General features: G+C 62.6%; 25 protein-coding genes. 21 read left to right on the forward strand and 4 right to left on the reverse strand.

Features of this window, described 5'->3' with window-relative positions; all coding sequences use genetic code 11:
* Window positions 1-118: 118 nt before the first annotated feature.
* From HDG33_RS19635 to HDG33_RS19705, 15 genes are all read left to right on the forward strand, one after another.
* Complete coding sequence (locus HDG33_RS19635; protein WP_184032221.1) at window positions 119-868, forward strand: electron transfer flavoprotein subunit beta/FixA family protein; 750 nt, start codon at window positions 119-121, stop codon at window positions 866-868.
* A gap of 2 nt (window positions 869-870) precedes the next feature.
* Window positions 871-1803 (forward strand): electron transfer flavoprotein subunit alpha/FixB family protein, encoded by a 933-nt coding sequence (locus tag HDG33_RS19640; protein WP_184032222.1) that lies wholly within the window; start codon window positions 871-873, stop codon window positions 1801-1803.
* Window positions 1804-1943: 140 nt separating this feature from the next.
* Window positions 1944-3302, forward strand: a complete 1359-nt coding sequence (locus tag HDG33_RS19645; protein ID WP_184032223.1) for an SRPBCC family protein — start codon at window positions 1944-1946, stop codon at window positions 3300-3302.
* Window positions 3302-5011 carry an FAD-binding protein gene (locus HDG33_RS19650; RefSeq protein ID WP_184032224.1) on the forward strand — a complete coding sequence of 570 codons (1710 nt, stop codon included), beginning with the start codon at window positions 3302-3304 and terminating at the stop codon, window positions 5009-5011. The genes HDG33_RS19645 and HDG33_RS19650 overlap by 1 nt, the downstream gene beginning before the upstream one ends.
* 16 nt (window positions 5012-5027) lie before the next feature.
* A complete protein-coding gene (locus tag HDG33_RS19655) occupies window positions 5028-6014 on the forward strand; it encodes a thiamine pyrophosphate-dependent dehydrogenase E1 component subunit alpha (protein ID WP_184032225.1) in 987 nt (328 codons plus the stop codon).
* The gene (locus tag HDG33_RS19660) at window positions 6011-7003 is read left to right on the forward strand and encodes an alpha-ketoacid dehydrogenase subunit beta (protein ID WP_184032226.1); all 993 of its coding nucleotides are present in this window, start codon (window positions 6011-6013) and stop codon (window positions 7001-7003) included. The genes HDG33_RS19655 and HDG33_RS19660 overlap by 4 nt, the downstream gene beginning before the upstream one ends.
* 43 nt (window positions 7004-7046) lie before the next feature.
* The gene (locus HDG33_RS19665) at window positions 7047-7277 is read left to right on the forward strand and encodes a biotin/lipoyl-containing protein (protein WP_018425497.1); all 231 of its coding nucleotides are present in this window, start codon (window positions 7047-7049) and stop codon (window positions 7275-7277) included.
* Between the two features lie 51 nt (window positions 7278-7328).
* Entirely contained in the window at window positions 7329-8144 is an 816-nt protein-coding gene (locus tag HDG33_RS19670) for a 2-oxo acid dehydrogenase subunit E2 (protein WP_184032227.1), read from the forward strand.
* 33 nt (window positions 8145-8177) lie between these two features.
* Window positions 8178-9710 carry a class I adenylate-forming enzyme family protein gene (locus tag HDG33_RS19675; protein ID WP_184032228.1) on the forward strand — a complete coding sequence of 511 codons (1533 nt, stop codon included), beginning with the start codon at window positions 8178-8180 and terminating at the stop codon, window positions 9708-9710.
* Between the two features lie 32 nt (window positions 9711-9742).
* Window positions 9743-10636, forward strand: coding sequence for a crotonase/enoyl-CoA hydratase family protein (locus HDG33_RS19680; protein ID WP_184032229.1), 894 nt, complete (start codon window positions 9743-9745; stop codon window positions 10634-10636).
* A 48-nt stretch (window positions 10637-10684) separates the two neighbouring features.
* The gene (locus HDG33_RS19685) at window positions 10685-11464 is read left to right on the forward strand and encodes an enoyl-CoA hydratase/isomerase family protein (RefSeq protein ID WP_184032230.1); all 780 of its coding nucleotides are present in this window, start codon (window positions 10685-10687) and stop codon (window positions 11462-11464) included.
* Window positions 11465-11541: 77 nt separating this feature from the next.
* Window positions 11542-12744 carry an acyl-CoA dehydrogenase family protein gene (locus HDG33_RS19690; protein WP_184032231.1) on the forward strand — a complete coding sequence of 401 codons (1203 nt, stop codon included), beginning with the start codon at window positions 11542-11544 and terminating at the stop codon, window positions 12742-12744.
* 2 nt (window positions 12745-12746) lie between these two features.
* On the forward strand, window positions 12747-13889 hold the full coding sequence (locus tag HDG33_RS19695; protein ID WP_184032232.1) for an acyl-CoA dehydrogenase family protein: 1143 nt from the start codon (window positions 12747-12749) through the stop codon (window positions 13887-13889).
* Window positions 13890-13904: 15 nt separating this feature from the next.
* Window positions 13905-14738: an SDR family oxidoreductase gene (locus HDG33_RS19700; protein ID WP_090808830.1), complete on the forward strand. Its 834-nt coding sequence runs from the start codon at window positions 13905-13907 to the stop codon at window positions 14736-14738.
* On the forward strand, window positions 14735-15313 hold the full coding sequence (locus tag HDG33_RS19705) for a nuclear transport factor 2 family protein (RefSeq protein ID WP_184032233.1): 579 nt from the start codon (window positions 14735-14737) through the stop codon (window positions 15311-15313). Before HDG33_RS19700 ends, HDG33_RS19705 begins: the two co-directional genes overlap by 4 nt.
* Before the next feature lie 223 nt (window positions 15314-15536).
* Here the strand turns inward: HDG33_RS19705 and HDG33_RS19710 are convergent, their stop codons facing one another.
* The 3 genes from HDG33_RS19710 to HDG33_RS19720 form a co-directional block, all read right to left on the reverse strand.
* A complete protein-coding gene (locus HDG33_RS19710; RefSeq protein WP_184032234.1) occupies window positions 15537-15857 on the reverse strand; it encodes a 2Fe-2S iron-sulfur cluster-binding protein in 321 nt (106 codons plus the stop codon).
* Window positions 15858-15887: 30 nt separating this feature from the next.
* Window positions 15888-17141 (reverse strand): NAD(P)/FAD-dependent oxidoreductase, encoded by a 1254-nt coding sequence (locus HDG33_RS19715; protein ID WP_184032235.1) that lies wholly within the window; start codon window positions 17139-17141, stop codon window positions 15888-15890.
* Window positions 17142-17241: 100 nt separating this feature from the next.
* The gene (locus tag HDG33_RS19720) at window positions 17242-18012 is read right to left on the reverse strand and encodes a TetR/AcrR family transcriptional regulator (RefSeq protein ID WP_260330510.1); all 771 of its coding nucleotides are present in this window, start codon (window positions 18010-18012) and stop codon (window positions 17242-17244) included.
* A gap of 125 nt (window positions 18013-18137) precedes the next feature.
* Here HDG33_RS19720 and HDG33_RS19725 point away from each other — a divergent pair, with 125 nt between their 5' ends.
* The 6 genes from HDG33_RS19725 to HDG33_RS19750 all read left to right on the forward strand — a co-directional run bounded on the left by HDG33_RS19725 (window position 18138) and on the right by HDG33_RS19750 (window position 24774).
* Complete coding sequence (locus HDG33_RS19725; RefSeq protein WP_184032236.1) at window positions 18138-19382, forward strand: cytochrome P450; 1245 nt, start codon at window positions 18138-18140, stop codon at window positions 19380-19382.
* Between the two features lie 72 nt (window positions 19383-19454).
* Window positions 19455-21053, forward strand: coding sequence for a GMC family oxidoreductase (locus tag HDG33_RS19730; RefSeq protein ID WP_184032237.1), 1599 nt, complete (start codon window positions 19455-19457; stop codon window positions 21051-21053).
* On the forward strand, window positions 21050-21820 hold the full coding sequence (locus HDG33_RS19735; RefSeq protein WP_184032238.1) for an enoyl-CoA hydratase/isomerase family protein: 771 nt from the start codon (window positions 21050-21052) through the stop codon (window positions 21818-21820). Before HDG33_RS19730 ends, HDG33_RS19735 begins: the two co-directional genes overlap by 4 nt.
* A gap of 49 nt (window positions 21821-21869) precedes the next feature.
* A complete protein-coding gene (locus HDG33_RS19740; protein ID WP_311548350.1) occupies window positions 21870-23024 on the forward strand; it encodes a serine hydrolase domain-containing protein in 1155 nt (384 codons plus the stop codon).
* Between the two features lie 8 nt (window positions 23025-23032).
* Entirely contained in the window at window positions 23033-23890 is an 858-nt protein-coding gene (locus HDG33_RS19745) for a MaoC family dehydratase N-terminal domain-containing protein (protein ID WP_184032509.1), read from the forward strand.
* A 62-nt stretch (window positions 23891-23952) separates the two neighbouring features.
* Window positions 23953-24774 (forward strand): CoA ester lyase, encoded by an 822-nt coding sequence (locus HDG33_RS19750; RefSeq protein ID WP_184032240.1) that lies wholly within the window; start codon window positions 23953-23955, stop codon window positions 24772-24774.
* A 74-nt stretch (window positions 24775-24848) separates the two neighbouring features.
* Here the strand turns inward: HDG33_RS19750 and HDG33_RS19755 are convergent, their stop codons facing one another.
* Window positions 24849-25754, reverse strand: coding sequence for an SDR family NAD(P)-dependent oxidoreductase (locus HDG33_RS19755; protein WP_184032524.1), 906 nt, complete (start codon window positions 25752-25754; stop codon window positions 24849-24851).
* Between the last annotated feature and the right edge of the window lie 132 nt (window positions 25755-25886).

The following is a 25886-nucleotide window of genomic DNA, read 5'->3' on the forward strand; positions in this document are numbered from 1 at the left end:
GAACGAGGGCGTCGAATTGAGCGACAAGCGACGTTCTCCTCATTCTTCTCGTTGACAGCTACAAAAAGATGAGTTCAGAATATAGAACATTGTTCAACAAAGCGTTCGGAGCGTCAAATTGAAAATACTGGTCGCGGTGAAGCGCGTGATCGACTACAACGTGAAACCTCGGGTGAAGTCCGATGGTTCGGGCGTCGATCTGGCCAACGTGAAAATGGCCATGAACCCGTTCGATGAGATCGCGGTGGAGGAGGCGGTGCGCCTCAAGGAAGCCGGCGTGGCGAGTGAAGTCGTCGTGGTGTCGGCGGGAACCGCGCAATCGCAGGAGGTGCTGCGTACGGCGCTCGCGATGGGGGCTGATCGCGCGGTGCTGGTGGAAAGCGATGCGGATCTGCAGCCGCTCGCGGTCGCCAAGCTGCTGGCCGCCGTGGCCGCGCGGGAAACTCCGCAACTGGTGCTGCTCGGCAAGCAGGCCATCGACAACGACGCGGGACAAACCGGCCAGAAGCTCGCCGCGTTGCTCGGCTGGCCGCAAGCCACGTTCGCGTTCAAGACGGAAGTGGACGGTCAACAACTACTCGTCACGCGTGAGATCGATGGCGGACTCGAACGTGTCGCGCTCGATCTGCCGGCGGTGGTCACGACGGACTTGCGTCTGAATAGTCCGCGCTATGTGACGCTGCCCAACATCATGAAAGCGAAGAAGAAGTCGCTGGAGACGCTGAGCCCCGACGCGCTGGGGGTCGACGTTGCACCTCGTCTGAAGGTTCTCGAAGTGACCGAGCCGCCGGCGCGTAAGGGCGGCGTGATGGTTCCCGACGTTGCAGCGCTGATTGAAAAGCTTCGTAACGAAGCGAAGGTGATCTGATCATGACTATTCTCGTTATCGCCGAACACGACAACGCAAGCCTCAAGCGCGCCACGCTCAACGCCATCACGGCGGCAGGCGCTGCGGGCGGCGAGATTCATGTACTGGTCGCAGGCCACGGCGCGTCGGCGGTGGTAGAGCAGGCCGCGAACGTTGCCGGCGTCGCCGAAGTGCTCGTCGCGGATGCACCCGAATACGCGCATGGGCTGCCGGAAAATCTGGCCGCACTCGTCGTTTCGCTGGCTAGCGGTAATACGCACGTGATCGCGGCCTCCACGGCCGTGGGCAAGAACTTCATGCCGCGGGTAGCCGCGCTGCTCGACAGCGCGCAGATTTCCGACGTGATCGCTTTCAAGGCTCCCGATGTGTTCGTGCGTCCGATCTACGCCGGCAATGCACTCGCCACGGTCCAATCGTCCGACGCAATCAAGGTCGTCACGATTCGTCCGACCGCCTTCGATGCGGCCGCTACCGGTTCGGCCGCCGCGCCGTCGCGCGCAGTCGCATCGGCAGCGGTTTTCGACAAGGCCCGTTTCGTCGGCCAGGAACTGACGAAATCGAGCCGGCCGGAGCTTGCGGCAGCCAACATCGTGGTGTCGGGCGGCCGAGGCATGCAGAACGGCGACAACTTCAAACTGCTCGACGCGCTTGCGGACAAGCTTGGCGCCGCGGTCGGCGCGTCGCGCGCCGCGGTCGACGCCGGCTTCGTGCCGAACGACTATCAGGTCGGCCAGACCGGCAAGATTGTCGCGCCTCAGTTGTATATCGCGGTGGGTATCTCAGGCGCGATTCAGCATCTCGCCGGTATGAAGGACTCGAAAGTCATCGTCGCGATCAACAAGGACAGCGAGGCGCCGATCTTTCAGGTGGCCGACTACGGTCTGAGCGCCGACCTCTTCGAGGCCGTGCCGGCACTGACCGCGGCGCTCGATTGACGTTCGCCCGGATTGACACTGGCCCGAACGCTGTTCAAGATAATTGAACTGAGAGTTGCAATAGGACCGTCGAGCGCGCGGCCGCCACATAAAAAGCCGGAACCGGCGCCTACGCCGGCCATATGACGAAGGAGATAACAATGGGTAACACCAGTCCCGATTCGGGTGAGCACACTGTCCGCCTCGATTTTGTCCCGAAGGACAGTTACCTGTCGAAGCAGTTTCTCGAGCGCGAGAACGAGCGCCTCTGGCCGCGAGCCTGGCAGGTCGCCTGCCGTCTGGAAGAGATTCCCAACGTGGGCGACTTCGTGACCTTCGACGTGGCCGGCGAATCGATCATCGTGGTGCGAACCGCGGGAGATCAGATCAAGGCCTTCTTCAACGTCTGCCAGCACCGTGGCCGGCGCCTGACTAACGGCTGTGGCAAGGCCGCGAAATTTCACTGCGCCTATCACGGCTGGCAGTGGAATCTGGATGGCAGTCTTGCGCGTGTGCTCGACAGGCAAGATTGGGAAGGTTGCCCGGACATGGCTGACGGGGACCTTCGTCTCACGGACATGCTGGTCGATACGTGGGGCGGGTTCGTGTTCATCAATATGGATCCGGATGCAGAGCCGCTCGCGAAATTTCTCGACCCGGTGCCGGAGATCACCAACTGCTTCGAGTTCGAAAAGATGCGCTACCGCTGGTACAAGTCGATTCGTCTGCCGTGCAACTGGAAGGTTGCACTCGAAGCGTTCAACGAGGGTTATCACGTAGCGGCAACGCATCCGCAACTGCTCGACGTCGCAGGCGATGACGTGACGCGCAGTTTCTCCTATGGCCGCCATGGGATGTTTGGTTATTCGACGGCGACGCGGATGATCGGCGCGCCCTCGCCGCGAACCGGCAAGCCGATGCCGGAAGACGTACGCCAGGGGCTCGTGAACTTTTTCCGGGTAATGGAAGAGACTCTGAAGGCGATCAATACCGCGCGCGATTACGAAGCCGCGAAGCGCCTGATGACCGAAATGTCGCCGTCGGGTAACCAGTTCGAAGTCCTTGGGAAGGCGATGGAATTTCAGCGCGAGGCGGCCATCGCCGAGGGTGCGGGCTGGCCCGAGATCTCTTTCGAGCAACTGGGTCGCGCGGGAGCGGACTGGCACGTCTTTCCGAATCTGGTGTTCCTGCCGTACCCGGACGGCGCGTTGTTCTATCGCGCGCGGCCGGATGGCGACAATTCGGATTCGTGCATCTACGACATCTGGTCGCTGCAGCGCTTCGCGCCTGGGGCGGAGCCGCCGTTGAAGCGCGAGTTCTATTACGGCGTGGACGACTGGAAGGAGAACGCGCAGGAGAACTTCGGCCTGATCCTGTGGCAGGACTTCCAGAACATGACCAACGTTCAGCAGGGCATGAAGTCGCGCGGCTTCAAGGGTTTGCGCACCAATCCGCTGCAGGAATCGTCGGTTTCGAACTTCCATCGCGCGCTGCGCGAATTCATCGCGCGGGATGAGTGATGTCGACAAACTGGGACGCAACCTACGACTTCGTGGTGGTCGGCAGCGGCGGGGGTTCGATGTGTGCGGCGCTTGCCTGCAAGTCGGTGGGCAAAGAAGCACTGATCATCGAGAAGCAGGCGAAGGTCGGCGGCTCGACCGGATATTCGGGCGGGGTTTGGTGGCTTCCGAACAATCATGTGATGAAGCGTCACGGCGTCAGCGATTCCTATGAACGTGCGCGCCAGTACTTCGATGCGGCGGTTACTTATCAAGGCCCGGGCACTTCTGACGCGCGACGCGAGGCTTACTTGCGCACCGGCCCGAAGATGGCCGAGTTTCTCGAGCAGCAGGGGATGCAGTTCGTGTACGCGGACGGCTGGTCCGATTACTACGACACGCTGCCCGGCGGCGAGCCGCGTGGCCGGTCGCTGCTGGCCAGGTTGTTCGACGTGAAGGAACTGGGCGAATGGGCGCCGCGTCTGTCGCGCTACAAGGGCCCGTCGATGCCGGCCAACTCGGACGAGTATCCGCAACTGTTTCTGATGAAGCGGACGTGGGGCGGCAAGCGCAAGGCGATGCAACTGGGTGGCCGGATGCTCTATCAGAAGATCACCGGCAAGGAGCTCGTGGCCAACGGCGCGGCGATTCAAGGGCGCATGCTGCAGATGGCGCTGCGCGCGAACGTGCCGATCTGGACGGACACGCCGGTGCGCGAGTTCATCGTCGAGGACGGACGCGTGACCGGCATCGTCGCGGTACGCAGCGGCCGCGAGTTGCGCGTGCGCGCTCGCGAAGGCGTCCTGCTGAATACCGGCGGCTTTTCACACAACGCGGAAATGCGCCGCAGGTACCAGCCGCAGCCGTCGTCCGCGGACTGGACCAATGCGAATCCGGGCGATACCGGTGAAATCCTGCAAGCCGCGATTGCGCTCGGCGGCGCAGTGGACTGCATGGAGGAAGCGTGGTGGGTCGTGACGTCGCTCGGCCCCAACGAGGAATTGCCCGAAGGTGCACGCGCGCCGGATGGTTCGCCGCTGCCGTTCATGCATCACCTCGACCTGTCGCTGCCGTTTTCGATCATGGTCGACCAGGACGGCGAGCGCTTTTGCGACGAAGCCGGAGCGTACATGGAAATCGGTCAACGCATGTACCAGCGCCACAAGCAGACGGGTAAGGCCGTTCCCGCATGGGTCGTCATGGACAGCCGGCAGCGTAAGTACTACCCGTGGGGCACGGCGATGCCGGGCCAGATTCCGCAGAAGTGGCTCGACAGTGGATACATGATCAAGGCTGACACGCTCGAAGAACTGGCCGCGATATGCAGCATCGACCGTGCTGGGCTGCTCGGGACCGTCAAGCGCTTCAACGGCTTCTGCGAAACGGGCGTCGACGAAGATTACGGTCGCGGCTCGCGCGCATTCGATCGCTGTCATGGAGACCCGACCATCAAACCGAACCCCAATCTCGGGCCGATCGAGGAGGGGCCGTTCTACGCCGTGCGCATGTATCCAGGGGATGTGGGCACGGCAGGCGGTCTCGTGACCGACGAGTTCGGACGTGTGCTGAAGGACGACGGCTCGCAAATCCCTGGGCTGTACGCCACCGGCAACTGCACGGCATCCGTGGTTGGCCGGTGTTATCCGGGCGCCGGCAGCAGCATCGGCGCATCGTTCGTGTTCGGTTACATCGCGGCGCTGCATGCGAGCGGCGCGCAAAAGATCTGGTGACACAGGAGAGTGACGAATGAATGCCTATCAGCCGCCCAGCAGCGAAGTCCTGGTCGACATCTACAGGCGCATGGCTCTCATCAAGCAGAACGATGAGCGCTTTCGTGCCGTTATCAAGGCCGGCAAGCTGGTGATGCCGTACTACTCGCCGCGCGGCCAGGAAGTGATTCCGTCGGCGATGTCGGTGTGTCTCAGCGACGACGACTACATCTGCACGATCTACCGCGGCGTCCACGACATGATCGCCAAAGGTGTGCCGCTCAAGGAACTCTGGGCCGAGCTCGGAGGGCGAGTGACGGGGACGTGCAAAGGCAAGGGCGGCCCGATGCACGTCACGCATCCCGCGTCGGGCGTCATGGTGACGACCGGCATTGTCGGCAGTTCGATGCCGATCGCAAATGGGCTTGCGCTCGCCGCGCAGATTCGCGGTGAATCACGCGTGGCCGTGGCCTACTTCGGTGACGGCGCATCAAACATTGGCGCCTTCCACGAGTCGCTGAACATGGCGTCCGTGTGGAAGTTGCCGGTGATTTTCGTCTGCCAGAACAACGGCTATGCCGAGCACACCAAATACGCGTATGGCACGTCCGTGCCGAACATCGCCCAGCGCGCCGTCGCGTACCAGATGCCGGGCATCACGGTGAACGGCAACGATCCGATTCAGATGCACAAGGCGGCGCACGAAGCGGTCGAACGCGCGCGCAACGGCGGCGGCCCGACGCTGATCGAAGCGAACACGTTCCGCTTTCAGGGGCACGTGTTCGGCGACCCCGACGCCTATATGGACAAGCACGAAAAGGCCGCCTGGCTCGCGAAGGATCCGGTGCCGCTGTTCCGTCAGTGGCTCATCGATGCGAAGCATGCGACCGAGGAGCAACTGGTTGCGATGGAAGCCGAACACGAGGCGCAGATCGACGCTGCGGTCGAATTCACGCTGTCGAGCGAATATCCCGATGTCGCGGAGCTTCGGCTCGACATCTTCAAGGACGAGGTGCTTGCATGAGCCAGCAGCCAACCAACATCAACACCATCCAGGCGGTCAACTTCGCGCTCGACGACGCGATGGCCGCCGACGCCAACGTAATCGTGCTGGGTGAAGACGTTGCCGACGGCCAGGAGGGCGGCATTGTCGGCGTAACGAAGGGACTGTCGTCGAAATACGGCACGTCGCGGGTGCGTTCGACGCCGATTTCAGAGCAGGCCATCATCGGTGCGGCAATCGGCGCTTCGATGGTCGGGATGCGTCCTGTGGCGGAAATCATGCTGATGAACTTCACGACTGTCGCGATGGACATGATCGTGAATCACGCCGCGAAGCTGCGGTTCATGTCGGGCGGACAGACCAATGTGCCGATCGTCATCCGCACCATGACGGGCGCCGGCTTCGGCACGGGTGGCCAGCATGCCGACTACCTCGAGGCCTGGTTTGCGCACGTTGCCGGCATCAAGGTCGTCACACCGTCGAATCCTGCCGATGCGTATGGCCTGATGCTGTCCTGCATCCGTGATGACGACCCTTGCCTTTTCATCGAGAACATGCCGACCTACTGGAATCCGGGCAGTGCGCCGGAGCGCGGCGTGGCGATTCCGCTTGGCAAAGCCAACGTGATTCGCGCGGGTACCGACGTGACGGTGATCAGCTACAGCCGCCGCGTGCAGGAAGCCATGGCTGCTGCCGAAGTGCTGGCCAAAGATGGTGTCGCCTGCGAAGTGATCGATTTGCGCACTGTCTCTCCGTTGGATACCGAAACTATCCTGACTTCGGTTGCAAAAACCGGGCGCGCCGTTGTCGTGCACGAAGCCGTCAAACCGTTCGGCGTGGGTGCGGAAATCGCATCCCGTATCTACGAAGCCCTGTTTCGCGAGCTCAAGGCGCCCGTGCAGCGCGTAGGCGCGCAATTCTGCCCCGTGCCGTTCTCGAAGCCGCTCGAAGACGCGTTCGTACCGGGCGTGGCCGAAATCGAATCGGCGGTTCGCGCGACGCTGAAATGACAAGCACGAACACCCGGAATTCCATCATCAATAGAGCAAGGTCATGACCACACAAGTTCTGCTTCCCAAACTGGGCTTTTCGATGAACGAAGGCACGCTAGCCGAATGGCTGGCGGACGACGGCGCAACCGTGAGCGAAGGGCAGATTCTCTACGCGCTCGAAAGCGACAAATCGATTCAGGAGGTCGAGTCGCCCGCGTCGGGCACGCTGCGCATCGTTGCCCAGGTTGGCGAAGTGTATCCCGTCGGCACGGTGCTGGCGGAAATCGTCTGATTGGCCGCAGGCCGTCACGCTGTCCAACAGTCGTTCGAAGAGGCATCCGCGATGAGTGTCGAATCCGTTGCTACGCGACCGCAGTCCGATGTGAATACCGGCCCCGGCGAGGCTGCGGTCCCCGCTTTCGGCGCGAATCTGCCGCCTTGGCCGCAGGTCGATTTCGCCGAATTCGGCGAGGTGGAAGTCAAGCCGGTGTCGCGCATCCAGAAGCTCACAGGAGCCTTCCTGTCGCGCAACTGGCTGACGATCCCACATGTGACCCACCACGACGACGCTGATATTACGTCGCTCGAAAGTTATCGCAAGGCCCGTAACGAGGCGGGCACGGCGGTTAAGCTGACGCCGCTCGTCTTCCTTATCAAAGCCGTGGTGCGGGCTTTGCAGGAGTTCCCGCAATTCAACGCGTCGCTCGACGGTGACGGCAAAAACATCGTTCTGAAGAAGTACTTCCACATCGGGGTCGCCGTGGACACGCGCTTCGGATTGCTCGTGCCGGTGCTGCGCGATTGCGACAGGAAGAGCGTCGAAGAACTCTCGGTGGAACTTGCAGCAATTTCGCAGAAGGCGCGCGAAAAGGGTTTATCGATGGCAGAGATGTCGGGCGGTTGCTTTTCGATCAGTTCGCTCGGCGGCTTTGGCGGTACTGGTTTTACGCCTATCGTCAACGCGCCGGAGGTGGCGATTCTCGGCGTGACTAAAACCCGGCTGGCAGCCGCGCCGGCGGACGACGGCGGCGTCAGCTGGCGCACGATGCTGCCCCTGTCGCTCAGCTACGACCATCGAGTGATCAACGGAGCCGACGCGGCGGGGTTTTCCGCATTCATTGGAACCGTGTTGGCCGATCCGCAGACGCTCGCTGGCTAACAGTCGATCTGACAAAACAACGACAGGATTGAGATGAGAACCCTTGGCGAGATGATCGAGCGAAACGCGCGCTTGCATGCCGACCACACGGCGCTCGTGTACGCCGACCGGCGTCTGACGCACAGTCAGTTGGCGGAGCGTGCACGCCGCTTTTCGGGAGCGCTATATGAGCGCGGCCTGCGGCGTCAGGACCGGGTTGCGATCCTCGCGATGAATTGCGCGGAGTACTACGAGAGCTACCGTGCATGCGAATGGGCCGGCTTCATTCTGGCAACCGTCAATTTCAGGCTGGCCCCCGCGGAGATTCTTTATATTCTTAAGGACGCGGCCCCCAAGGCGCTCGTATTCGAGGCTCAATATGTCGATGTCGTGAACGGACTGCGTTCGCAACTGCCCGAAATCGAGCAGTACATCTGCATTGGCGACGCACCGGATTGGGCCGTTTCATTCGAGGCGGTGATGGAAGCCGGCCCAGTGGAAGGGCCGCCGATCCGTTCGAAACCGGAAGACTACGCGTACCTGATGTACACGAGCGGCACCACGGGGCGTCCCAAGGGCGTCGTGCGCACGCACCATGCCATGTGCGTCACCGCCGAAAGCTGCGCGCTGGTGACGGAGTTTTCGGGCAATACCCGCGTGCTACAGACGACGCCGGCGTTCCACGTCGGTGGAATTGGCTTCGTTAATTCGGTGGCCTGGATGGGCGGCACGACGGTCGTGCATCGCGCCTTCGAGCCGAAGCAAATGCTCGAGACGATCGCCGAAGAACGGATCACCTTCACGTTCATGGTTGCCGCGATGCTTCAGGCGGTCCTCGATGTGCCCGAACTGTCGAGCTATGACGTGTCCAGCATCGAAAACATCGTCACGGCGGCAGCCCCGGTGCCTGCACCGCTGCTGTCGCGCGGCATTCAGGTGCTCGGCCCGGTGTTTTCGGTCCAGTACGGCATGACCGAGAGCAACGCCTGCTGGTTGCCTGCGCACGAGGTCAAGCCCAAAGGGTCTCCGGAACAGGTACGGCGTCTCGCATCGGTAGGGCGCCCGTGCCCCGGCATCGACCTGCGCATCGTCGACGATCACGGCAACGATCTGCCGCAAGGTCAGACCGGCGAGGTGTGGCTGCGCTCGCTGACGCAGTTGAGTGGCTACTGGAACAACAGCGTGGCGACGGTGGAAGCACTGCGCGACGGCTGGTATCGCTCGGGCGACATGGGCTACCAGGACGAGGACGGCTACATTTTCCTCGTCGACCGCAAGAAGGACATGATCATTTCCGGCGGCGAGAACATCTACAGCCGTGAAGTCGAAGATGCGCTGCTCCAGCATCCGGCAGTCATCGACGTGGCGGTGATCGGCGTGCCGCACGAGAAGTGGGGAGAGTGCGTCAAGGCGATCGTCGTGTTGCGCCGTGGCGAGCAAGCGGGCGAAGCCGAATTGATCGAGTTCTGTCGCGGCTTGATCGCGAGCTACAAATGTCCGAAAGCCATAGCATTCGTCGACGAATTGCCGAGGCTGCCGACGGGCAAGATCAGCAAGGTAAGTCTGCGCGCGCAGTTTGCCCGGTGAACGGCAATCGCCTCAATTGGAGGGAATCGACCATGGCCAAATGGCTGAAAACATCGGAGTGCGTGAAGTTTGAAGTGGCGCAACGCGTTGCGCGCATCACGCTGAGTCGTCCGGACAAGCGCAACGCCATCAACAATCCGCTTCTGCAGGAACTCAAGGCGGCGTTGCTCGAAGCTGACGACCTCAAATCGGTGAACGTGATCGTACTGTCGGGAGCTGGCCGCGACTTCTGCGCAGGCTACGATCTGGTGACGACGTATTCGGATCGGGCCGCGGACGCCGCTGATCCGGGGGACTATCGTGGAACGATTCGCAGCTTCGACGACGACTGCTGGTCGATGGAGCGGCAGTCGGAGACGGTCAATCTGATGGCCGATATCCACAAGCCGATCATCGCGCAGGTGCATGGCAACTGTCTTGCGGGCGGCACGGATCTCGCGCTGGCGTGCGACATGGTGATCGCCGCCGACAACGCAAGGATCGGCTTTCCCGCCACGCGCGCGAACGGCTCGCCGCCTGCGCACATGTGGTTCTATCACGTCGGCCCGCAGTGGGCGAAGCGTCTGCTGCTGTCTGGCGACTCGCTGACGGGCCGCGACGCCGCGAAGATCGGGCTCGTCATGGATGCGGTGCCGGCAGAGCAGCTCGAAGCGGAGGTGGGCGAGTTGGCACGCCGTCTGTCGTTTGTCGATGCCGATCTGCTTGCGGCCAACAAGCGCATTGTCAACATCGGGCTGGAGCTGGCCGGTTCGCGCACGCTTCAGCGGCTCGCGGTGGAAAACGACTCACGGGCTCACCAGAGCCAGGGGCCGCGCCGCTCGCAGTTCAAGGCGGACATGGAAGCGGTTGGCCTGAAGGAAGCGCTCAAGCGCCGCGACGAGCCGTTTGGCGACGGGATGATCCGCCTGCATGCTCGCGGCAGTTGACCAGACCGTCGGACGGACGAACCAAACTCAGACGAGGAGCCGAACATCATGGATGTTGAACTCACTTTGAACGGCGCGGTTGCGACGCTGTGTCTGAACCGCCCCGAGAAGCTCAACGCGCTGACGCCGGAAATGCTTGATCTGATTCTCGGCCACCTCGATCGCATCGAAAAGGATCCGGAGATTCGCGCGGTGATTCTCACTGGCGCAGGCCGCGCATTTTGCGCCGGTGCCGACATCAAGGGCAGCGGCGCCGCGCCACCGCAGATGAGCGTGGCGCACGCGCGCGCATCGATGGCGGTGTATCAGAAGGTCGCGCTTCGGTTGTACAACCTGAACAAGCCAGTGGTCGCGGCGGTACGCGGGGTTGCCGTGGGAATTGCGTGGAGCTTTGCGCTGTGCGCGGACCAGCTGATCGTTTCCGATACGGCGCAGTTCATTCCCGCCTTCCTGATGCGCGCCACCTTACCTGAAGGCGGCATGGTGTATCTGCTTGCGCGTCATTGCGGCGAGTTTCGCGCCAAGGAAATCATGTATCTGAATCGCCGGCTGAGCGGCAAGGAAGCACTCGATATGGGTCTTGCCAGTCATCTCGTCGAGGACGGCGAGCTTGACGCGGCCGCCGAAAAGCTGGCTGGCGAGCTGGCGGCTGGCCCGACTTTCTCGCTCGGGCTGACCAAGCAGTTGTTCAGGTTGAACCCCGGTGGCATGGAAGAGTTTCTTGCGCAGGAACTGAACGCGGTGGCGCTCGCGGTGAACTCAGAGGACGCCGCGGAGGGCCGGCTCGCCGCGAGAGAAAAACGCGCCCCGGCTTTCAGAGGCCGCTAGGCGGAGCACCCGCACAAGCGCGGCGCAGTGGCACGACAGAGCAGACAACGAGGGCGCAAGAGATTCAGGAGTCAGGCATGCATTTGGGCTATAGCGAGGAAGACGAATCATTTCGTCGGGAAGTCAGAACGTTTTTCAGTGAGCATGCGCCGGCCGACATTTCACGCCGCTGGCGTGTCGGCGTGCATCCGCCTACGCGTGATGACATCCGTAGATGGCAGCGCATTCTGTACGAGCGCGGCTGGGGTGCGCCCCATTGGCCCGTCGAACATGGCGGCACCGGCTGGAGCGGGCTTCGCAAGCATATCTTCATGGAAGAGCTGTACAACGCCGATGCCATGGACTATGGGTGGCAGTCGACGCAGATGGTGGCGCCCGTCATCATCGCGTTCGGTTCGGACTGGCAGAGGGAGCGTTTTCTCGGGCCTATTCTTCGCGGCGACGAGTTCTGGTGCCAGGGCTTTTCGGAGCCGAACGCGGGCTCGGATCTGGCTGGACTGAAGAGCACGGCCGTGCTCGACGGTGACGAGTACGTGATCAACGGCCAGAAGATCTGGACCAGCGACGCAACGATTGCCAATTGGGGATTCTTCCTCGTCAAGACCGATACGAGCGTCAAGCCGCAACGAGGCATTTCCTTCCTGCTGGTCAAAATGGACACACCGGGCATCACGGTGCGTCCGATCGTTTCGATCGAGGGCGGCAAGGGCCTGAATGAAGTGTTCCTCGAAAACGTGCGTGTGCCGAAGTCGCATCTCGTGGGCGAGGCCGGCATGGGATGGACCTATGCGAAGTACCTCCTCGAGAAGGAGCGCACGGCGAGCGCGTTCCTGTACTTCAACAAACGCGAGCTGCAGCGCGCGAAAGACATCGCGGGGCAGGAGCGACAGGACGGCGTGCGGCTCATCGATACACCCGGGTTCGCGCGCAAGGTCGCGGAGGTCGAAGCGGACCTGATGGCGCTCGAATGGTCGGTGCTCCGCATCCTTGCCGAAGAGAAGAGCGAGCGCAATCTCGATGCGGTCGTCTCTGCGCTGAAGATCAGCGGGTCGGAGATGCAACAGCGCGTGACGCAGCTGCAAATGGACGCACTCGGTCCCCGCGCGATGCGTTTCGACGACCACGGCGAGCCGCAGGGTGATCTGGCGGTCGACGAAAACTGGCCGGATTACATGGGCGGCCGCACGTCGGGCTATCTGATCGCTCGCGCCTCCACGATCTATGGCGGCGCGCGTGAAGTGCAGAAGAACATCATTGCCAAGCTGGCATTTGGACTGTAGCCATGGACTTCAACTTCTCCGAAGAACAATCGATGCTGAAGGACGGCGCAGAGCGCTACGTTCAGCAGGAGTATGGATTCGAGGCGCGCACGCGCATCGCGGCGGAGCAAGAGGGTTTCAGCCGCGAACATTGGCGCGCCTATGCCGAACTCGGCTGGCTCGGGCTGACGATGCCGGAAGACGTCGGCGGTCTCGGGTGCTCGTTCGTTGAAACGGCGATCGTGATGGAGGCGCTCGGTCGCGGTATGGCGCTCGAGCCGGTCGTGCAGACGGCGCTGCTTTGCGCCACGATCGTCGAACGAGGCGATGCGCGGCGCCGGCGTGAGACGCTGCTGCCCGCCGTCATCGACGGCACGCTGCTGCTGTCGCTCGCGGACAGCGAAGCGGGCAGCCGGTACAAGCTGGGATGCCACGCGCAAACGCACGCGCTCAAGAGCGCTTCGGGTTACCTGATCAGCGGCGCGAAGACGCTGGTGGTCGCCGGCGCGTCGGCGGACCAGCTGCTCGTGACCGCGCGAGTCGAAGGCGCGTCGCAAGGCGTGGGCGTTTTTCTTGTCGATCGCCGGGCCGCGGGCGTAACGTGCCGGTCGTACCGCTTGCTCGATGGATCGCGTGCCGCGGATATCGACCTGCATAACGTCGAGCTCAGTGAAGATGCATTGATCGTCGGACCTGAACGCTCGCTGCAGGTGCTCACGCAGGCAACGGAACTCGCCAGTCTCGCGAGCGTGGCCGAGAGCCTTGGCATGATGGAAGCCGTGATGGCGATCACCTCGGAGTACATCAAGGGACGCTCGCAGTTCGGCCAGCCGATCGGCAAGTTCCAGGCGTTGCAGCATCGCATGGCTGAGATGTTCGTCGCCACGCAGGAGGCGCGTTCGATGCTGTACTGCGGGATCGCGCACCTGAACGGCCCGGCGGCCGAACGCAGCCGCGTCATCTCGGCGGCCAAAGCCGTTGCCGCGCGCGCCAATCGCTTCGTTTGCGCGCAGGGCATCCAGTTGCACGGTGGCATGGGGCTCACCGAGGAATATCCGGTAGGGCACTACTTCCGCAAGATGACGATGATGGAGAAGATGTTCGGCGATATCGACTTTCATCTCGACCGCGTTGCAGCAGGCGGCCGGACACCGATAACGGCCTGAGACAGGGAGCAGATCATGCAACGCGTGAAGCAAAAGATTGCCATCGTGACCGGGGCCGCATCCGGTATCGGCGCTGCCTGTGCCGCCAGGCTCGCGCAGGAGGGCGCCTTGCTCGTCGTGGCGGACCTGAATCTCGAAGGCGCGCAGGAACAGGTTCGTCGTATCAACGAAGCGGGGGGGCACGCGGTCCCGGCGCAGGTCGATATCGGCGACGAAAGTTCGATCGATGCATTGTTCGATCTGACGCTCAAGACTTGGGGCGGGCTCGATATCCTGCATAACAACGCCGCGGCCACATCGCTTTCCAGTACGGTCGATGCGGCAGTCGAGGCACTCGACGTCGGGGTCTGGGACGACACGATGCGCATCAATCTTCGCGGCACCATGCTGGCCTCGCGGTGCGCGCTGCCACTGATGCGCGCACGAGGCGGCGGTTCGATTATCAATACCTCTTCCGGTGCCGCTCAGGCGGGCGCGCTGGGGTACAGCGCGTACGGCGTCTGCAAGGCCGGTATCGAGGCGCTGACGCGCTATGTCGCCGCGCAGCACGGCAAGGAGGGGATACGCTGCAACGCGATCGCTCCGGGCCTGATCGTCACGCCGGTGACCCAGGCGTACTACGCGGGGGAGACCGGAGAGATGATGCTGAGCCACCATCTCACGCCTCGCCTCGGGCAGCCCGAAGACATTGCACACGCGGTGGTGTATCTCGCTTCGGATGAGGCGGCGTTCGTCACGGGCCAGGTGTTCAACGTCGATGGCGGACTTCTTTCACACCAGCCTTACTATGCCGACGAAATCCGCGCGCGCCCGGCCGCGATGGCCAACGCTACGAAGGGGAAGGCATGACGACGGAATCAGCGCTGCTCGCGCGTATCGAGCGCATCGAGGCGCAGCTCGCCATCCAACAATTGCCCGTCCGATACGCGCTCGCGGTCGATTCGCGCGATCTGGACAGCCTGGTGCAACTGTTCGCCGAAAACGTCGATTGCGGCCGATGGGGCGTAGGGCGCGCGGCATTGAAGACGTTCTACGGGTCCGGGCATATTCTGCGTGGCTTTTATCGCAGCATTCACCAGATCTGCGGCCACGTCGTCGATTTCGTCGATGCCGACCATGCAACGGGAAGCGTCTATTGTCGCGCGGAGCACGAGGACAACGGAGCGTGGGTGGTGATGGCGATCCGCTACTTCGATCACTATGTGCGGCGCGACGGGCAGTGGTGCTTCGAGCGTCGCGACGAACAGCATTGGTATTCGACGGACTGGCTCGCTCGGCCCGGTGCGCCGCGCTTGCAGAACTGGCCCGGCAAGTATGAAGGCGATCGGTATCAGCCGCGTCTTCCGCAAGGATTTCCGACGTGGGCGGCGTTCTGGAGCAACAGCGAACAGCACGCGATCGACGCGTTGACGAAAGCGCCGTAAGCGAGGTCTCGTCTTCGGCTCCTGGCCCCGCCACGTAGCCATTCGTGGGACTGGCGAGGAATGCAAGGAGTGAGGTCCGCGCAAACTTCCGCATCGTGGAGATCGACGCCGATCATCCGTTCGCCGAGCGTCGTCGGATGCCGGGTCGGCGCCGCGCCGATGCCTGAGGCAGCGCCGGCGCCGGTGATCAGCGTCGTGCGGGAGGCCTCTGTGCCCATTGCGCTTACGCCGTCAGATCGGGCAGACGCACCACCAGCCCGTCCAGTTCCGGCGTCATGAAGATCTGGCATGTCAGGCGGCTGTTTTCGCGCACGTCCATCGCGCAGGTGAGCATGTCGACTTCATAGGATTGCGCCGCTGGCATGTGGCTGCTCCAGGTGTCGTCGACATACGCGTGACAGGTTGCGCAGCTGCAGCTGCCGCCGCAATCGCCGAGAATGCCCGGGATCTGGTTGTTCACCGCTGTTTGCATGACTGAATCGCCAACGTTGGCGCTTACGGCGGCCTCGCTGCCGTCCGGCTGGATGAATCGAATGAGCGGCATGGCTTCTGAACCTCTGAAAAATGAATTGGACTAGGGAAGCAGACTTTTCAACGGGATCGATTCGTTGGCGAGATCGGCGGCGCGGACCGGAATTTTCTCGGCAACGAAACGCTTGGCCAGCACGAATTCGGGTACACGGCTGACCGTATCGGCTGCGAGCATGACGCCGTCCTTGAGATAAAACGCCGAGAAAGAGCGGGCTTTGGGATCGCCGCGCAGGACGAACTCGTCGTAGCCGAGGGACAAGCCGACCATCTTGAGCTTCAGATCGTATTGGTCGGACCAGAACCACGGCACGCTGTTGTAGACACGCTCCTTGCCGCACAACGACGCAGCGGCGGTGCGGGCCTGCTCCAGCGCGTTAGGGACCGACTCGAGGCGCAGGCGGCGTCCGAGGGAAGGGTTGGGGTGATTGGTGCAATCCCCGACCGCAAAGATGTCCGGGTCGGACGTGCGCGTGTGTTCGTCGACCATGATGCCGTTGTCGACAGCAAGGCCGGCCGCTTGCGCGAGTTCGGTGGCGGGCTCCAGTCCCACGCCGACGATGACGAGATCCGCGGCGACGCGCGTGCCGTCCGCGCAGCACACGGCGGCAACGGCGTCGCCGGATGCGTCGAGTTCGAACCCACTCACGATCGCGTTGGTACGGATGTCGACTCCGGCTTCGCGGTGAACTTCCTCGTAGAACCTGGAAAGCTCGGGAGCCGTGACGCGCGCGAGGACGCGCGGCAACGCCTCCAGCACGGTGACGCGCAAGCCGCGCTTCACGGCTACCGCAGCCACTTCCAGCCCGATATATCCACCGCCGATGATCACGAGGCGCGAGCCGGCATGAAACTGGTTTCGAATGCGCGCGACGTGATCGAGCGTGCGAAGGTAGTGAAAATTCTGCAGCTTCTCGGTCGCTTCGATACCCGGCAACGCGAGGCGCCGCGCGCGGCCGCCGGTGGCCAGAACCAGTTTCGTATAGCTGATTTCGCTGCCGTTGGACAGCGTGACCCGTTTCGCGTCACGGTCGATGCGCTGCGCGCGCGTGTTCGGGATGAACTCGACACGCGCTTTGTCGTACGTCGACAGCGGTTTCAGGTACAGCTGCTCGGCGGTCGATTCGCCCGACAGGAATGCCTTGGAGAGCGGCGGCCGTTGGTAGGGCAAATGCGGTTCTTCTCCCACCATCACGATGCGTCCCGTCCATCCCTGTTCTCGGATCGCGGTCGCGCATTCTCCTGCTGCGTGACCCGCCCCGACGATCAGCGCGATGTTCTCTGCGTCTTCAGCTGTCATGAGGCTAACTCCATCTCGCACGGCCGCAGGCTCGCTGCGGCCACAGTAAGTCTGAATAATGTTCTAAATTGTGAACGACGGTCGCTGCGACTGTCAATGCTCATGAACCCCGTTGGGCCGAGGCGGAGCTGACCATCGCCTCGATGCCGCCAACCGCGAAACGAATCAGATAGGTGCGCATGCGCTCGATATGTGCTGTCGCGAGTGCCTCGGCTCCGGAGCGCGCTTCCTGCGCGTAAAGCTCGTTGAGCACGAGATGAAACACGGACTCGACGAAATGCTGCACCAGTTCGACGGTCTCCCGCGTGACGTGGGGAAGTGCCTTGGCGAAGGCGTCACGGTAGCGCGCGGCCGCAGGCGCGTATTGATCATAAAACGGCGCCGTGAGATCGGGGCGCTCCAGAAGACAGCCAATCTGGGTTAGCAGGCGCAAGTAATTTCGCCACCCCGGATCGCCGCTCTTCAGATGCGCGAAGGCCGGTGCGGAAAGTGCGGTCACGATTGCTTCCACGTCGGGGCGCTTGCCTTGCAGGGGTGCCAGTTCGGCCTCGAGCGATTCGATGACCTGCCGGCTGATCACCGCGGCGCGGCGGCCGATCGCCTGCTGAAACAGCGCGTCTTTGCTGCCGAAGTGGTACCGCGCGAGGCTCAGCTCCATGCCACAGCTCTGCATGATGTCGCGAATCGACGTGCCGAAGTAGCCGTGCATCGCGAACAGCCGCTCGGCCGTATCGAGAATGCGCTCTGGCGTCGTGCTGCGCGCTGGGGCACGCGGCTCATTGATGGCAGTCGCCCGTCTGCTGGCGGCGTGCGTGGTGCTGGACGGCATGGTTTCCCTTTGATGGCGGGGCGCGAGCCAGAAAGCGCGCAACATCCCCTTCCGCGAATGATAAATCGATCTTGCACACTTGTGCAAAATAGAACATAGTTCAAATATTGGTACCTCACGCAAAAGCAGAGGTGCCTGCAAACAAACGATTAATGGAGACAGGAACCATGGCCGGCGCGCTGCGACTCGAGGACTTCGACGATCCTGAGTTCAACCCCTTTTTCGAGGATTCACTCGCTTACGGTGCCGATGCGGACCCTTATCCACGCATTGCGAAACTGCGGGAAAAGGCTGCGGTTCAGGAAGGCGACTACCGTGTGCTGATGGGCGGCGCGGCGGACTTGACCATGTCCGATGTCGCGCACTATTCCGTATTCGGATACGACGAAGTCTCGAAGGTGCTTGGCGACCCGGCAACGTTTTCAAACAAGTCTTACGAGCGCAATCTCGGCATCAGCTTCGGGCGCAGTATCTCGACGATGGATGCGCCCGAGCACTCGCGCTACCGCCGCATCTTCCAGAAGGCCTTTTTGCCGCACACCGTCGCGGCATGGGGCGATACGCTGGTCGACCCAGTGGTGAGCGAGCTGATGTCGAAGTTCATGGATCGCGGACATGCGGATCTCGTCAACGAGTTCACGCTTCACTACCCGTTCAACATCATCTATCGGCAACTGGCATTGCCGCCGGAAGATGTGAAGATCTTTCACAAGCTCGCCATCGCACAGACGCTGGTTTCGATCGATGTCGAGCATGGCGTGGAGGCATCGACGAAGCTGGGCACCTATTTCGCGCGGCTCGTCGACGAGCGCCGCAGTCATCCCGGCGACGATCTGGTGAGCTCGCTGGCCACCGCGGAGGTGGACGGCGAGCGGCTACCGGACGAGGTCGTCATTTCGTTTCTTCGCCAGCTGGTGAATGCGGGCGGCGACACGACCTATCGCGCGACCAGCGTACTGTTGCTTGCGTTGCTGCGCGATCCGGTACAGCTCGAAGCGGTGCGCCAGGATCGCACGCTGGTCGCGGCGGCGATCGAAGAGGCTCTGCGCTGGGACGGCCCCGTGTTGATGCAGTCGCGTATGGCGACGCGTGATGTCACGCTCGGCGGTGTCGAGATTCCTGCCGGCGCATTTCTCGACGTGGTGGCGGGCAGCGCCAATCGCGACCCCAGCCGTTTCGCCGATCCGGACAGGTTCGACATCTATCGCAAGGCGGGTCACCGGCACTTTGCATTCGCCTATGGCCCGCACGTGTGCATCGGCCAGCACCTGGCGCGCGTGGAAATGACGCGCGCGCTCAACGCGATTCTCGATCGCCTGCCCAATCTTCGGCTCGATCCGGCCGCGCCAGCTCCACCGATCAACGGGATCATGATGCGCGTTCCGCATTCGATTCCCGTCATCTTCGGCTAACAGGAACAACGCCGGCCTCGCGTGCTATGGATGGGGCCGGCCGACAAGGCACGGACGGTGGAGAACGCATAGATGACCGAGTTTGACTTTATCGTGATTGGCGCGGGTGCGGCGGGTTGCGTGCTAGCCAATCGTCTTTCGGAGAGCGGGCACCATACCGTGTTACTCATCGAGGCAGGTCCGGAAGATCGCAATCCGTTGATCCGGATGCCAAAAGGCTTTGGCAAGCTGCTGGGCGATCCAGCTCATGCCTGGATCATTCCGGTGCAGCCCGATCATGGCAACGGGCATCGCAACGAAATCTGGCTTCGCGGCAAGATGCTCGGCGGTTCCAGCAGCATCAACGGCATGGTGTATATGCGAGGTCATCCCGAGGACTACGACGGATGGGCCGAACTGGGTGTCGAGGGCTGGAGCTGGCAGAACCTGGCGCCTTGCTTCCGGCGCATCGAAGATCACGCGCTCGGCGCCGATGAGCTGCGTGGAGAGGGCGGCCCGCTGAAAGTGTCACCGTACGCGCAGCGCAATCGAATCGGCGAGGCCGTACTCGAAGCGTGCCGGTCGCTCGGCGTGCGGCGCTTGGAAGATATCAACAGGCTCGATCATGAGGGCGTGGCCTATCTGATCTATACGATACGCAACGGTCGTCGGCAAAGCTCGGCCGAAGCCTTTCTGAAGCCCGCGAGGGCGCGCAAGAACCTCACAGTCGCTACCGGCACGCAAGCCGCGCGAATCGTGTTTGACGGCACGCGCGCCGTCGGCGTGCAGTGCGAAAGCGCGGGGCAGCAGATCGCTTACCGTGCGCGTCGCGAGGTCGTGCTCTCGGCGGGCGCGATCGAGTCGCCGCGGCTTTTGCAGTTGTCGGGCGTTGGCGATCCCGGCCATCTGCGGTCGCTTGGCATTCCTGTCGTGGCAGCAAGCCCGGGGGTCGGACGGAACCTGCGCGAGCACTATCTATATATGCTGCAGGCCCGCCTGCGGCACTGGCGCGATTCGCAGAACCGGCAGTTCAGCGGCATGCGCTTATGGCGCAACGCGATGCAGTATCTGCTGTTCCGCCGTGGCGTGATGTCGCTCGGCTCGTACCAGGTGGGCGGCTTCGTCAAGACCGCGGCGGATGCGATGCGTCCCGATGTTCAACTGATGATGGCGCCGTACTCGATGGATTTCGGCGCGGACGGTTTCGCGTTCGAGTCGTTCCCAGGCATGCAGCTCTTCAGCTACCCGCTGCGCCCGCGCAGCGAAGGGCACGTCAGGATCCAGTCCGCGGACGCCCGCGTGCCCGAAGTCGTCGCGAACTACCTTGCCGATCCGTACGACCGGCAGATGGCTGTCAACGCATTCCGGTTCATGCGCAGCGTGCTGGCCGCCGAGCCGCTTGCCAGCCTGCTGGCAGGGGAGACACGCCCAGGCCCCGCCGTCCAGACCGATGACGAGATTCTCGACCTCTACCGGCGTGAAGGCCAATCCGGCTATCACGCTTGCGGTACCTGCAAGATGGGATCGGACACGCTTGCCGTGCTCGATTCGCGGCTGCGCGTGCGCGGTGTCGAACGCCTGCGCGTGATGGATCTCTCCGTAACACCCACGATGATCTCCGGCAACACGAATGGCCCCATGATGGCGATGGCATGGCGCGCCGCCGGCCTGATCCTGGAGGACGCGCGATGAGCCGCCTTGAAGACTACAGCGGGCGCTTTACGAACATCGACTGCGAGCGACGCGACGGTATTTTGCAAGTGCGCCTGCATACCGATGGCGGCCCGCTCAAGTGGGGCGCGCTCGATCGCAGCATTCACAGCCAGCTAGGCGAGGCGTTCTACCGGATCGCACGCGACCTCGATAATCGCGTAGTCATCCTGACCGGCACCGGCGATTCGTTCTGCGACGCGATGAATAACGCCGAGTTGCCGGCGGAGCCGCTTGTGCAAGTCTGGCCGCGCCTGCAGCGCGAGGGGCAGGATCTGCTGATGCAACTGCTGGACATTCCGGTTCCGGTGATCGGCGCGATCAACGGGCCGGCACTCATTCATGCCGAGTTGCTCGTGTTGTCCGATATCGTGCTGGCCTCCAGTCGCGCCGAAATCTCTGACCAGGCGCACTTCGTTCACGGCGTCGTGCCGGCGGACGGCGTGCAGATCGTCTGGCCGATGCTGATTGGTCACAACCGCGCCCGCTATTTTCTTCTCAGCGGCGAGCGCATCACGGCGCAGCGCGCGTGGGAGCTCGGCGTCGTCGGCGAAGTCGTCGCGCACGACACCTTGCTCGAACGTGCGTGGCAAATGGCGCAGGAACTCGCGGCGAAGCCGATCGAAACGCTGCGATACACGCGCGCGGTCTTCACGCAGCCGTTCAAGCGCCGCATGGTCGACGAACTGGGCTACGGGCTCGCGCTAGAAGGACTGGCCGGCATTACCGCGCAGTCCGGCAAGAGGTAGCCCGTCAACGCGAATGTTCACGAATGGGAGACACGATATGACCTTGGTCGTGCAAGCATCAACGGAGCGCAACGCGATCGTTCAGCAGGCGCTCGACCGCGCCACACGGGAAGGCGGTGAGGTCGGCGTGCAGGTGGCGGCCTATCTGAACGGCAAGCTCATGATCGACGCATGGAGCGGCGTGGCCGATCCGTCCACCGGCCGTCCGGTCGACGGCGAAACGCTGTTCAATGTGTATTCGGTGACGAAGGCCGTTGCAGCAACCGCGTTGCATATCCTGGCCGACCGCGGGCTCATCGAATACGACGCGCCGGTGACACGCTACTGGCCAGAGTACGGTGCCCACGGCAAGCAGAAAACGACGGTGCGCGATGTGCTGACTCATCGCGCGTGTGTGCCGCAAATGCCCGAAGGCGTCACACCGGAGCTGATGTGTGACTGGCAGTGGATGACCAGGGCCATCGCCAACCTTGAGCCGCTTGCGGAGCCGGGGACGAAGACGCTGTACCTCTCGATGACGTTCGGCTGGATCGTTGGCGAGCTGGTGCGGCGCGCCGATCCGAAGAAGCGCTCGCTGGGCCGTTTTGTCCGGGAGGAGATTGCAATGCCACTCGGCATCGACGATCTATGGATCGGCATTCCCGACGAAGTCGAACCGCGCATCGCGCGTCTCACCGATGCAATGGTGCCGGTTCCCGCGGAATACCTGCCGCCGCTGTTCCTGCGTTCGATGCCGCAACAGGTCGCATTGGCGCCGCAAGTGTTCGAGCGCCCAGACGTGCGGCGCGCGGAAGTAGCGGGCGTTGGCGGGATCTTCAATGCACGCAGTGAGGCGCGCTTCTGGGCAATGCTGGCATGCGGCGGCGAGTTGGACGGCGTGAGGATACTCTCGAAGGAGCTCGTCGCCACGCTGAACACGCCACGCGCCAATAGCGAGGAGCCCGACCCGGTGATGTTCGGCTTTCCGATTCCAATCACGATCGGTGGCTTCTGGTTCGGCGGCAACCATCCGCCGGTGACGGCGGCACGCTCGCCGCGCGCTTTGTGCCATCCGGGGCAGGGCAATTCGATCGGCTGGGCGGACCCGGATACCGGGCTCGCCGTCGCGATCTGCCATAACAAGCTGTTCAACCCGGCCACGCCGGAAGAAGATCCGCTGCTTCCGATCGCTGCGGCGATTCGCGACGCACTGGATCTGAAGTGATTGGCACGATGCGCATGGATATCGAGTATTTGCAGCAATGGACTGGGCGCACTGAGGAAGTGCAGGACCAGCTCACCTCCACGCCGATGGCGGCTCTCAGCGCCATGCTTGACCACGATGACGCGCTTTCAGCACGTGGCGATGACTTGCCGCCGTTGTGGCACTGGCTTTATTTTCTGCCGGTTCATCGCCAGTCGATGGTGGGGGCGGACGGTCATCCGAAACGCGGCGGCTTTCTGCCGCCGGTCGATTTGCCTCGCCGCATGTGGGCGGGCAGTCAACTCGAGTTTCTACGGCCGCTGAAAGCAGGGAGTGCGATCACGCGTCTTTCATGCATCGAGAGTGTTGCGCACAAGCGTGGACGTACCGGCGATCTCGTGTTCGTGAAGGTCAAGCACGAGGTCAGCGATGCTGCCGGCCTTGCGATCGTCGAACGCCAGGATATCGTGTATCGCGATCATCCGGCCGCCAGCGAAAAGCCCGCAGCATTACAGGCCGCGCCGATGGGCGCTCAATGGGCGCGCGAGGTCAATCCCGATCCTGTGCTGCTGTTTCGCTACTCAGCGCTTACGTTGAATGGTCATCGCATTCACTACGATCGGCCTTACGCGATCGGCGCAGAGGGATACGAGGGACTCGTCGTGCATGGCCCGCTGCTCGCCACGCTACTGTTGGACTCGCTCGGATCGGAGTTGCCGGGCGCGCGCGTCGGAGCGTTTTCGTTCCGCGCGATCAAACCGGTGGTGGACACTTCGCCTTTCTATGTTTGCGGAAAGCAACACGAATCGGACCAAAGCAAGGTGAGCTTGTGGATCGCCGGCAGCGACGGATCGTTGCGCATGGAAGCCACGGCTGTTCTGACCTGATCGTCGAGCCGGTCCGATGGCGGGGTCGCCATAGCCGGACCGGACGCTGAATGGGAGACTTTATGCGTTCGTTTCTTTTTGTGCCGGGCAGCAAGCCTGAACGATTCGCCAAGGCGCTCGCGGCAGGCGCCGATGCGGTGATCGTGGACCTCGAGGACGCTGTTGCAGATGCGGACAAAGCGTCGGCGCGTGCATATGTTGCCGACGCGGTACGTACATTTTTGGCATCGACGGTTCGGGTACTTTTGCGCATCAATGGCGCGGGGACGCAGTCGTTCCAGCGGGACCTCTCGCTCGCAGCGTTCGATGGTATCGATGGCGTGGTGTTGCCCAAGGCGGAGAATCCGGCTGCTTTGACCGCTGTCGCGGCGGCCACGGCGAAACCCATATTGCCGATCATCGAATCTGCCGAGGGCGTCTGGAACGCACTGGACGTGGCGCGCATGCCCGGCGTCGAGCGACTCATATTCGGTTCGGTTGACTTCGAACTCGATCTGGATTGTGACGGTTCATGGGACGCGTTGTTGTTCGCGCGTTCGCGTATCGTGCTGGCCTCCCGCGTAGCGGGCATTCAGTCTCCCGTGGATGGCGTTACCGTGGCAATCGATGACGAACGGCAACTCGCGCACGATTCGTCGAAGGCGCGATCGCTGGGCTTTGGCGGGAAGCTGTGCATTCACCCGCGCCAGATTGCAGCGGTCAATGCGACGTTCAGCCCGAGCGCGGATGAAATTGCCAAGGCGCGGCGAATCGTCGACGCGTATGAGCGGGCAGAAGGCGGGGCGGTGTCCGTAGATGGACGGATGGTGGACTTGCCGGTATTGCTCAAGGCAAGACGCATCGTTGGCTTGTCTGAAAGCGTGCGAGGTTCAGAGGAAGGGTAAGTGGTGCGGCGCGTGAGCGCCGCACCGCCCGCGCCACCACCGCATCATGTGGCGCGGGCGTGACACGGTATCGCTTACACCGGATCCCAGGGCGTGAGCGCCATGGACGGCACGTTCGGGAAGAAGCTCGATTCGAACGCCGGCATGACCTGCTCGGCAATCGCTTCGGGCGTCCAGCCGCCGTCGCGATGCAGCGACCGGATCATGCGGATCTGGTTGAAGAAGTAGATCTCGTTGGCGCGCACGCCGAAGATCTGACCCGAAACCTTTGCGGCCTGGTCGGACGCAAGGTAGACCGCGAGCGGCGCGATCTTGCGCGATTCCATGCGCTTGAGAATTTCGACGCGTGCTTTTTGCTCAGGCGTCTCCGAGGGGATCGAGGCCGTCATTGCGGTCCATGCCCACGGCGCGATGCAGTTCGAGCGCACGTTGAATTTCGCCATGTCGAGGGCAATCGACTTCGACAGACCGACGACCCCCATCTTGGCGGCGGAGTAGTTGGCCTGTCCGATGTTGCCGATCAGACCAGAGGTGGAGGTCATGTGAACGAAGCTGCCGCCGTTTTGTGCCTTGAAATGCGGAGCCGCCGCGCGTGCCACGAAAAACGACCCGTTCAGATGCACGTCGACTACGGCCTTCCACTCGTCGAGGCTCATGTTGAAGAACATGCGGTCACGCACGATGCCGGCGTTGTTGACCACACAGTCGATGCGGCCGAACGTGTCCAGCGCGGCCTGCACGATCTTCTGCGCGCAATCCCATTCAGCGACGCTATCCGTCGAGGCAAGCGCTTGCCCGCCGGCCTCCTTGATTTCTTCGACGACGCGCTCTGCGGCGAACTGGCCGGATTCGGCGTTGCGACCCAGGTCGTTGACGATGACCTTTGCGCCGTTCGCCGCGAATTGCAACGCAAAATCGCGCCCGATGCCGGCACCCGCACCCGTTACCACTACCACCTTGTCCCTGACGAAATCGCTCACTCTTGTCTCCGTTCGATAGGCGTTGATGTAAAAAAGCTCGCTTCGGTATAATATCAAAACTGAACGGCGTTGCATAATATGAACGCTGGCGCGTTGATGCAAAGTGTGACGATTGATCCATTCGAAGACGAC

The sequence above is a fragment of the Paraburkholderia sp. Cpub6 genome (assembly GCF_014201065.1).
Classification (GTDB): Bacteria; Pseudomonadota; Gammaproteobacteria; order Burkholderiales; family Burkholderiaceae; genus Paraburkholderia; species Paraburkholderia tuberum.

Coding starts and splice junctions, on each gene's coding strand:
- HDG33_RS19640 (WP_184032222.1), top strand. CDS start 871: ATGACTATTCTCGTTATCGCCGAACACGACAACGCAAGCCTCAAGCGC.
- HDG33_RS19645 (WP_184032223.1), top strand. CDS start 1,944: ATGGGTAACACCAGTCCCGATTCGGGTGAGCACACTGTCCGCCTCGAT.
- HDG33_RS19650 (WP_184032224.1), top strand. CDS start 3,302: ATGTCGACAAACTGGGACGCAACCTACGACTTCGTGGTGGTCGGCAGC.
- HDG33_RS19655 (WP_184032225.1), top strand. CDS start 5,028: ATGAATGCCTATCAGCCGCCCAGCAGCGAAGTCCTGGTCGACATCTAC.
- HDG33_RS19660 (WP_184032226.1), top strand. CDS start 6,011: ATGAGCCAGCAGCCAACCAACATCAACACCATCCAGGCGGTCAACTTC.
- HDG33_RS19665 (WP_018425497.1), top strand. CDS start 7,047: ATGACCACACAAGTTCTGCTTCCCAAACTGGGCTTTTCGATGAACGAA.
- HDG33_RS19670 (WP_184032227.1), top strand. CDS start 7,329: ATGAGTGTCGAATCCGTTGCTACGCGACCGCAGTCCGATGTGAATACC.
- HDG33_RS19675 (WP_184032228.1), top strand. CDS start 8,178: ATGAGAACCCTTGGCGAGATGATCGAGCGAAACGCGCGCTTGCATGCC.
- HDG33_RS19680 (WP_184032229.1), top strand. CDS start 9,743: ATGGCCAAATGGCTGAAAACATCGGAGTGCGTGAAGTTTGAAGTGGCG.
- HDG33_RS19685 (WP_184032230.1), top strand. CDS start 10,685: ATGGATGTTGAACTCACTTTGAACGGCGCGGTTGCGACGCTGTGTCTG.
- HDG33_RS19690 (WP_184032231.1), top strand. CDS start 11,542: ATGCATTTGGGCTATAGCGAGGAAGACGAATCATTTCGTCGGGAAGTC.
- HDG33_RS19695 (WP_184032232.1), top strand. CDS start 12,747: ATGGACTTCAACTTCTCCGAAGAACAATCGATGCTGAAGGACGGCGCA.
- HDG33_RS19700 (WP_090808830.1), top strand. CDS start 13,905: ATGCAACGCGTGAAGCAAAAGATTGCCATCGTGACCGGGGCCGCATCC.
- HDG33_RS19705 (WP_184032233.1), top strand. CDS start 14,735: ATGACGACGGAATCAGCGCTGCTCGCGCGTATCGAGCGCATCGAGGCG.
- HDG33_RS19710 (WP_184032234.1), bottom strand. CDS start 15,857: ATGCCGCTCATTCGATTCATCCAGCCGGACGGCAGCGAGGCCGCCGTA.
- HDG33_RS19715 (WP_184032235.1), bottom strand. CDS start 17,141: ATGACAGCTGAAGACGCAGAGAACATCGCGCTGATCGTCGGGGCGGGT.
- HDG33_RS19725 (WP_184032236.1), top strand. CDS start 18,138: ATGGCCGGCGCGCTGCGACTCGAGGACTTCGACGATCCTGAGTTCAAC.
- HDG33_RS19730 (WP_184032237.1), top strand. CDS start 19,455: ATGACCGAGTTTGACTTTATCGTGATTGGCGCGGGTGCGGCGGGTTGC.
- HDG33_RS19735 (WP_184032238.1), top strand. CDS start 21,050: ATGAGCCGCCTTGAAGACTACAGCGGGCGCTTTACGAACATCGACTGC.
- HDG33_RS19745 (WP_184032509.1), top strand. CDS start 23,033: ATGCGCATGGATATCGAGTATTTGCAGCAATGGACTGGGCGCACTGAG.
- HDG33_RS19750 (WP_184032240.1), top strand. CDS start 23,953: ATGCGTTCGTTTCTTTTTGTGCCGGGCAGCAAGCCTGAACGATTCGCC.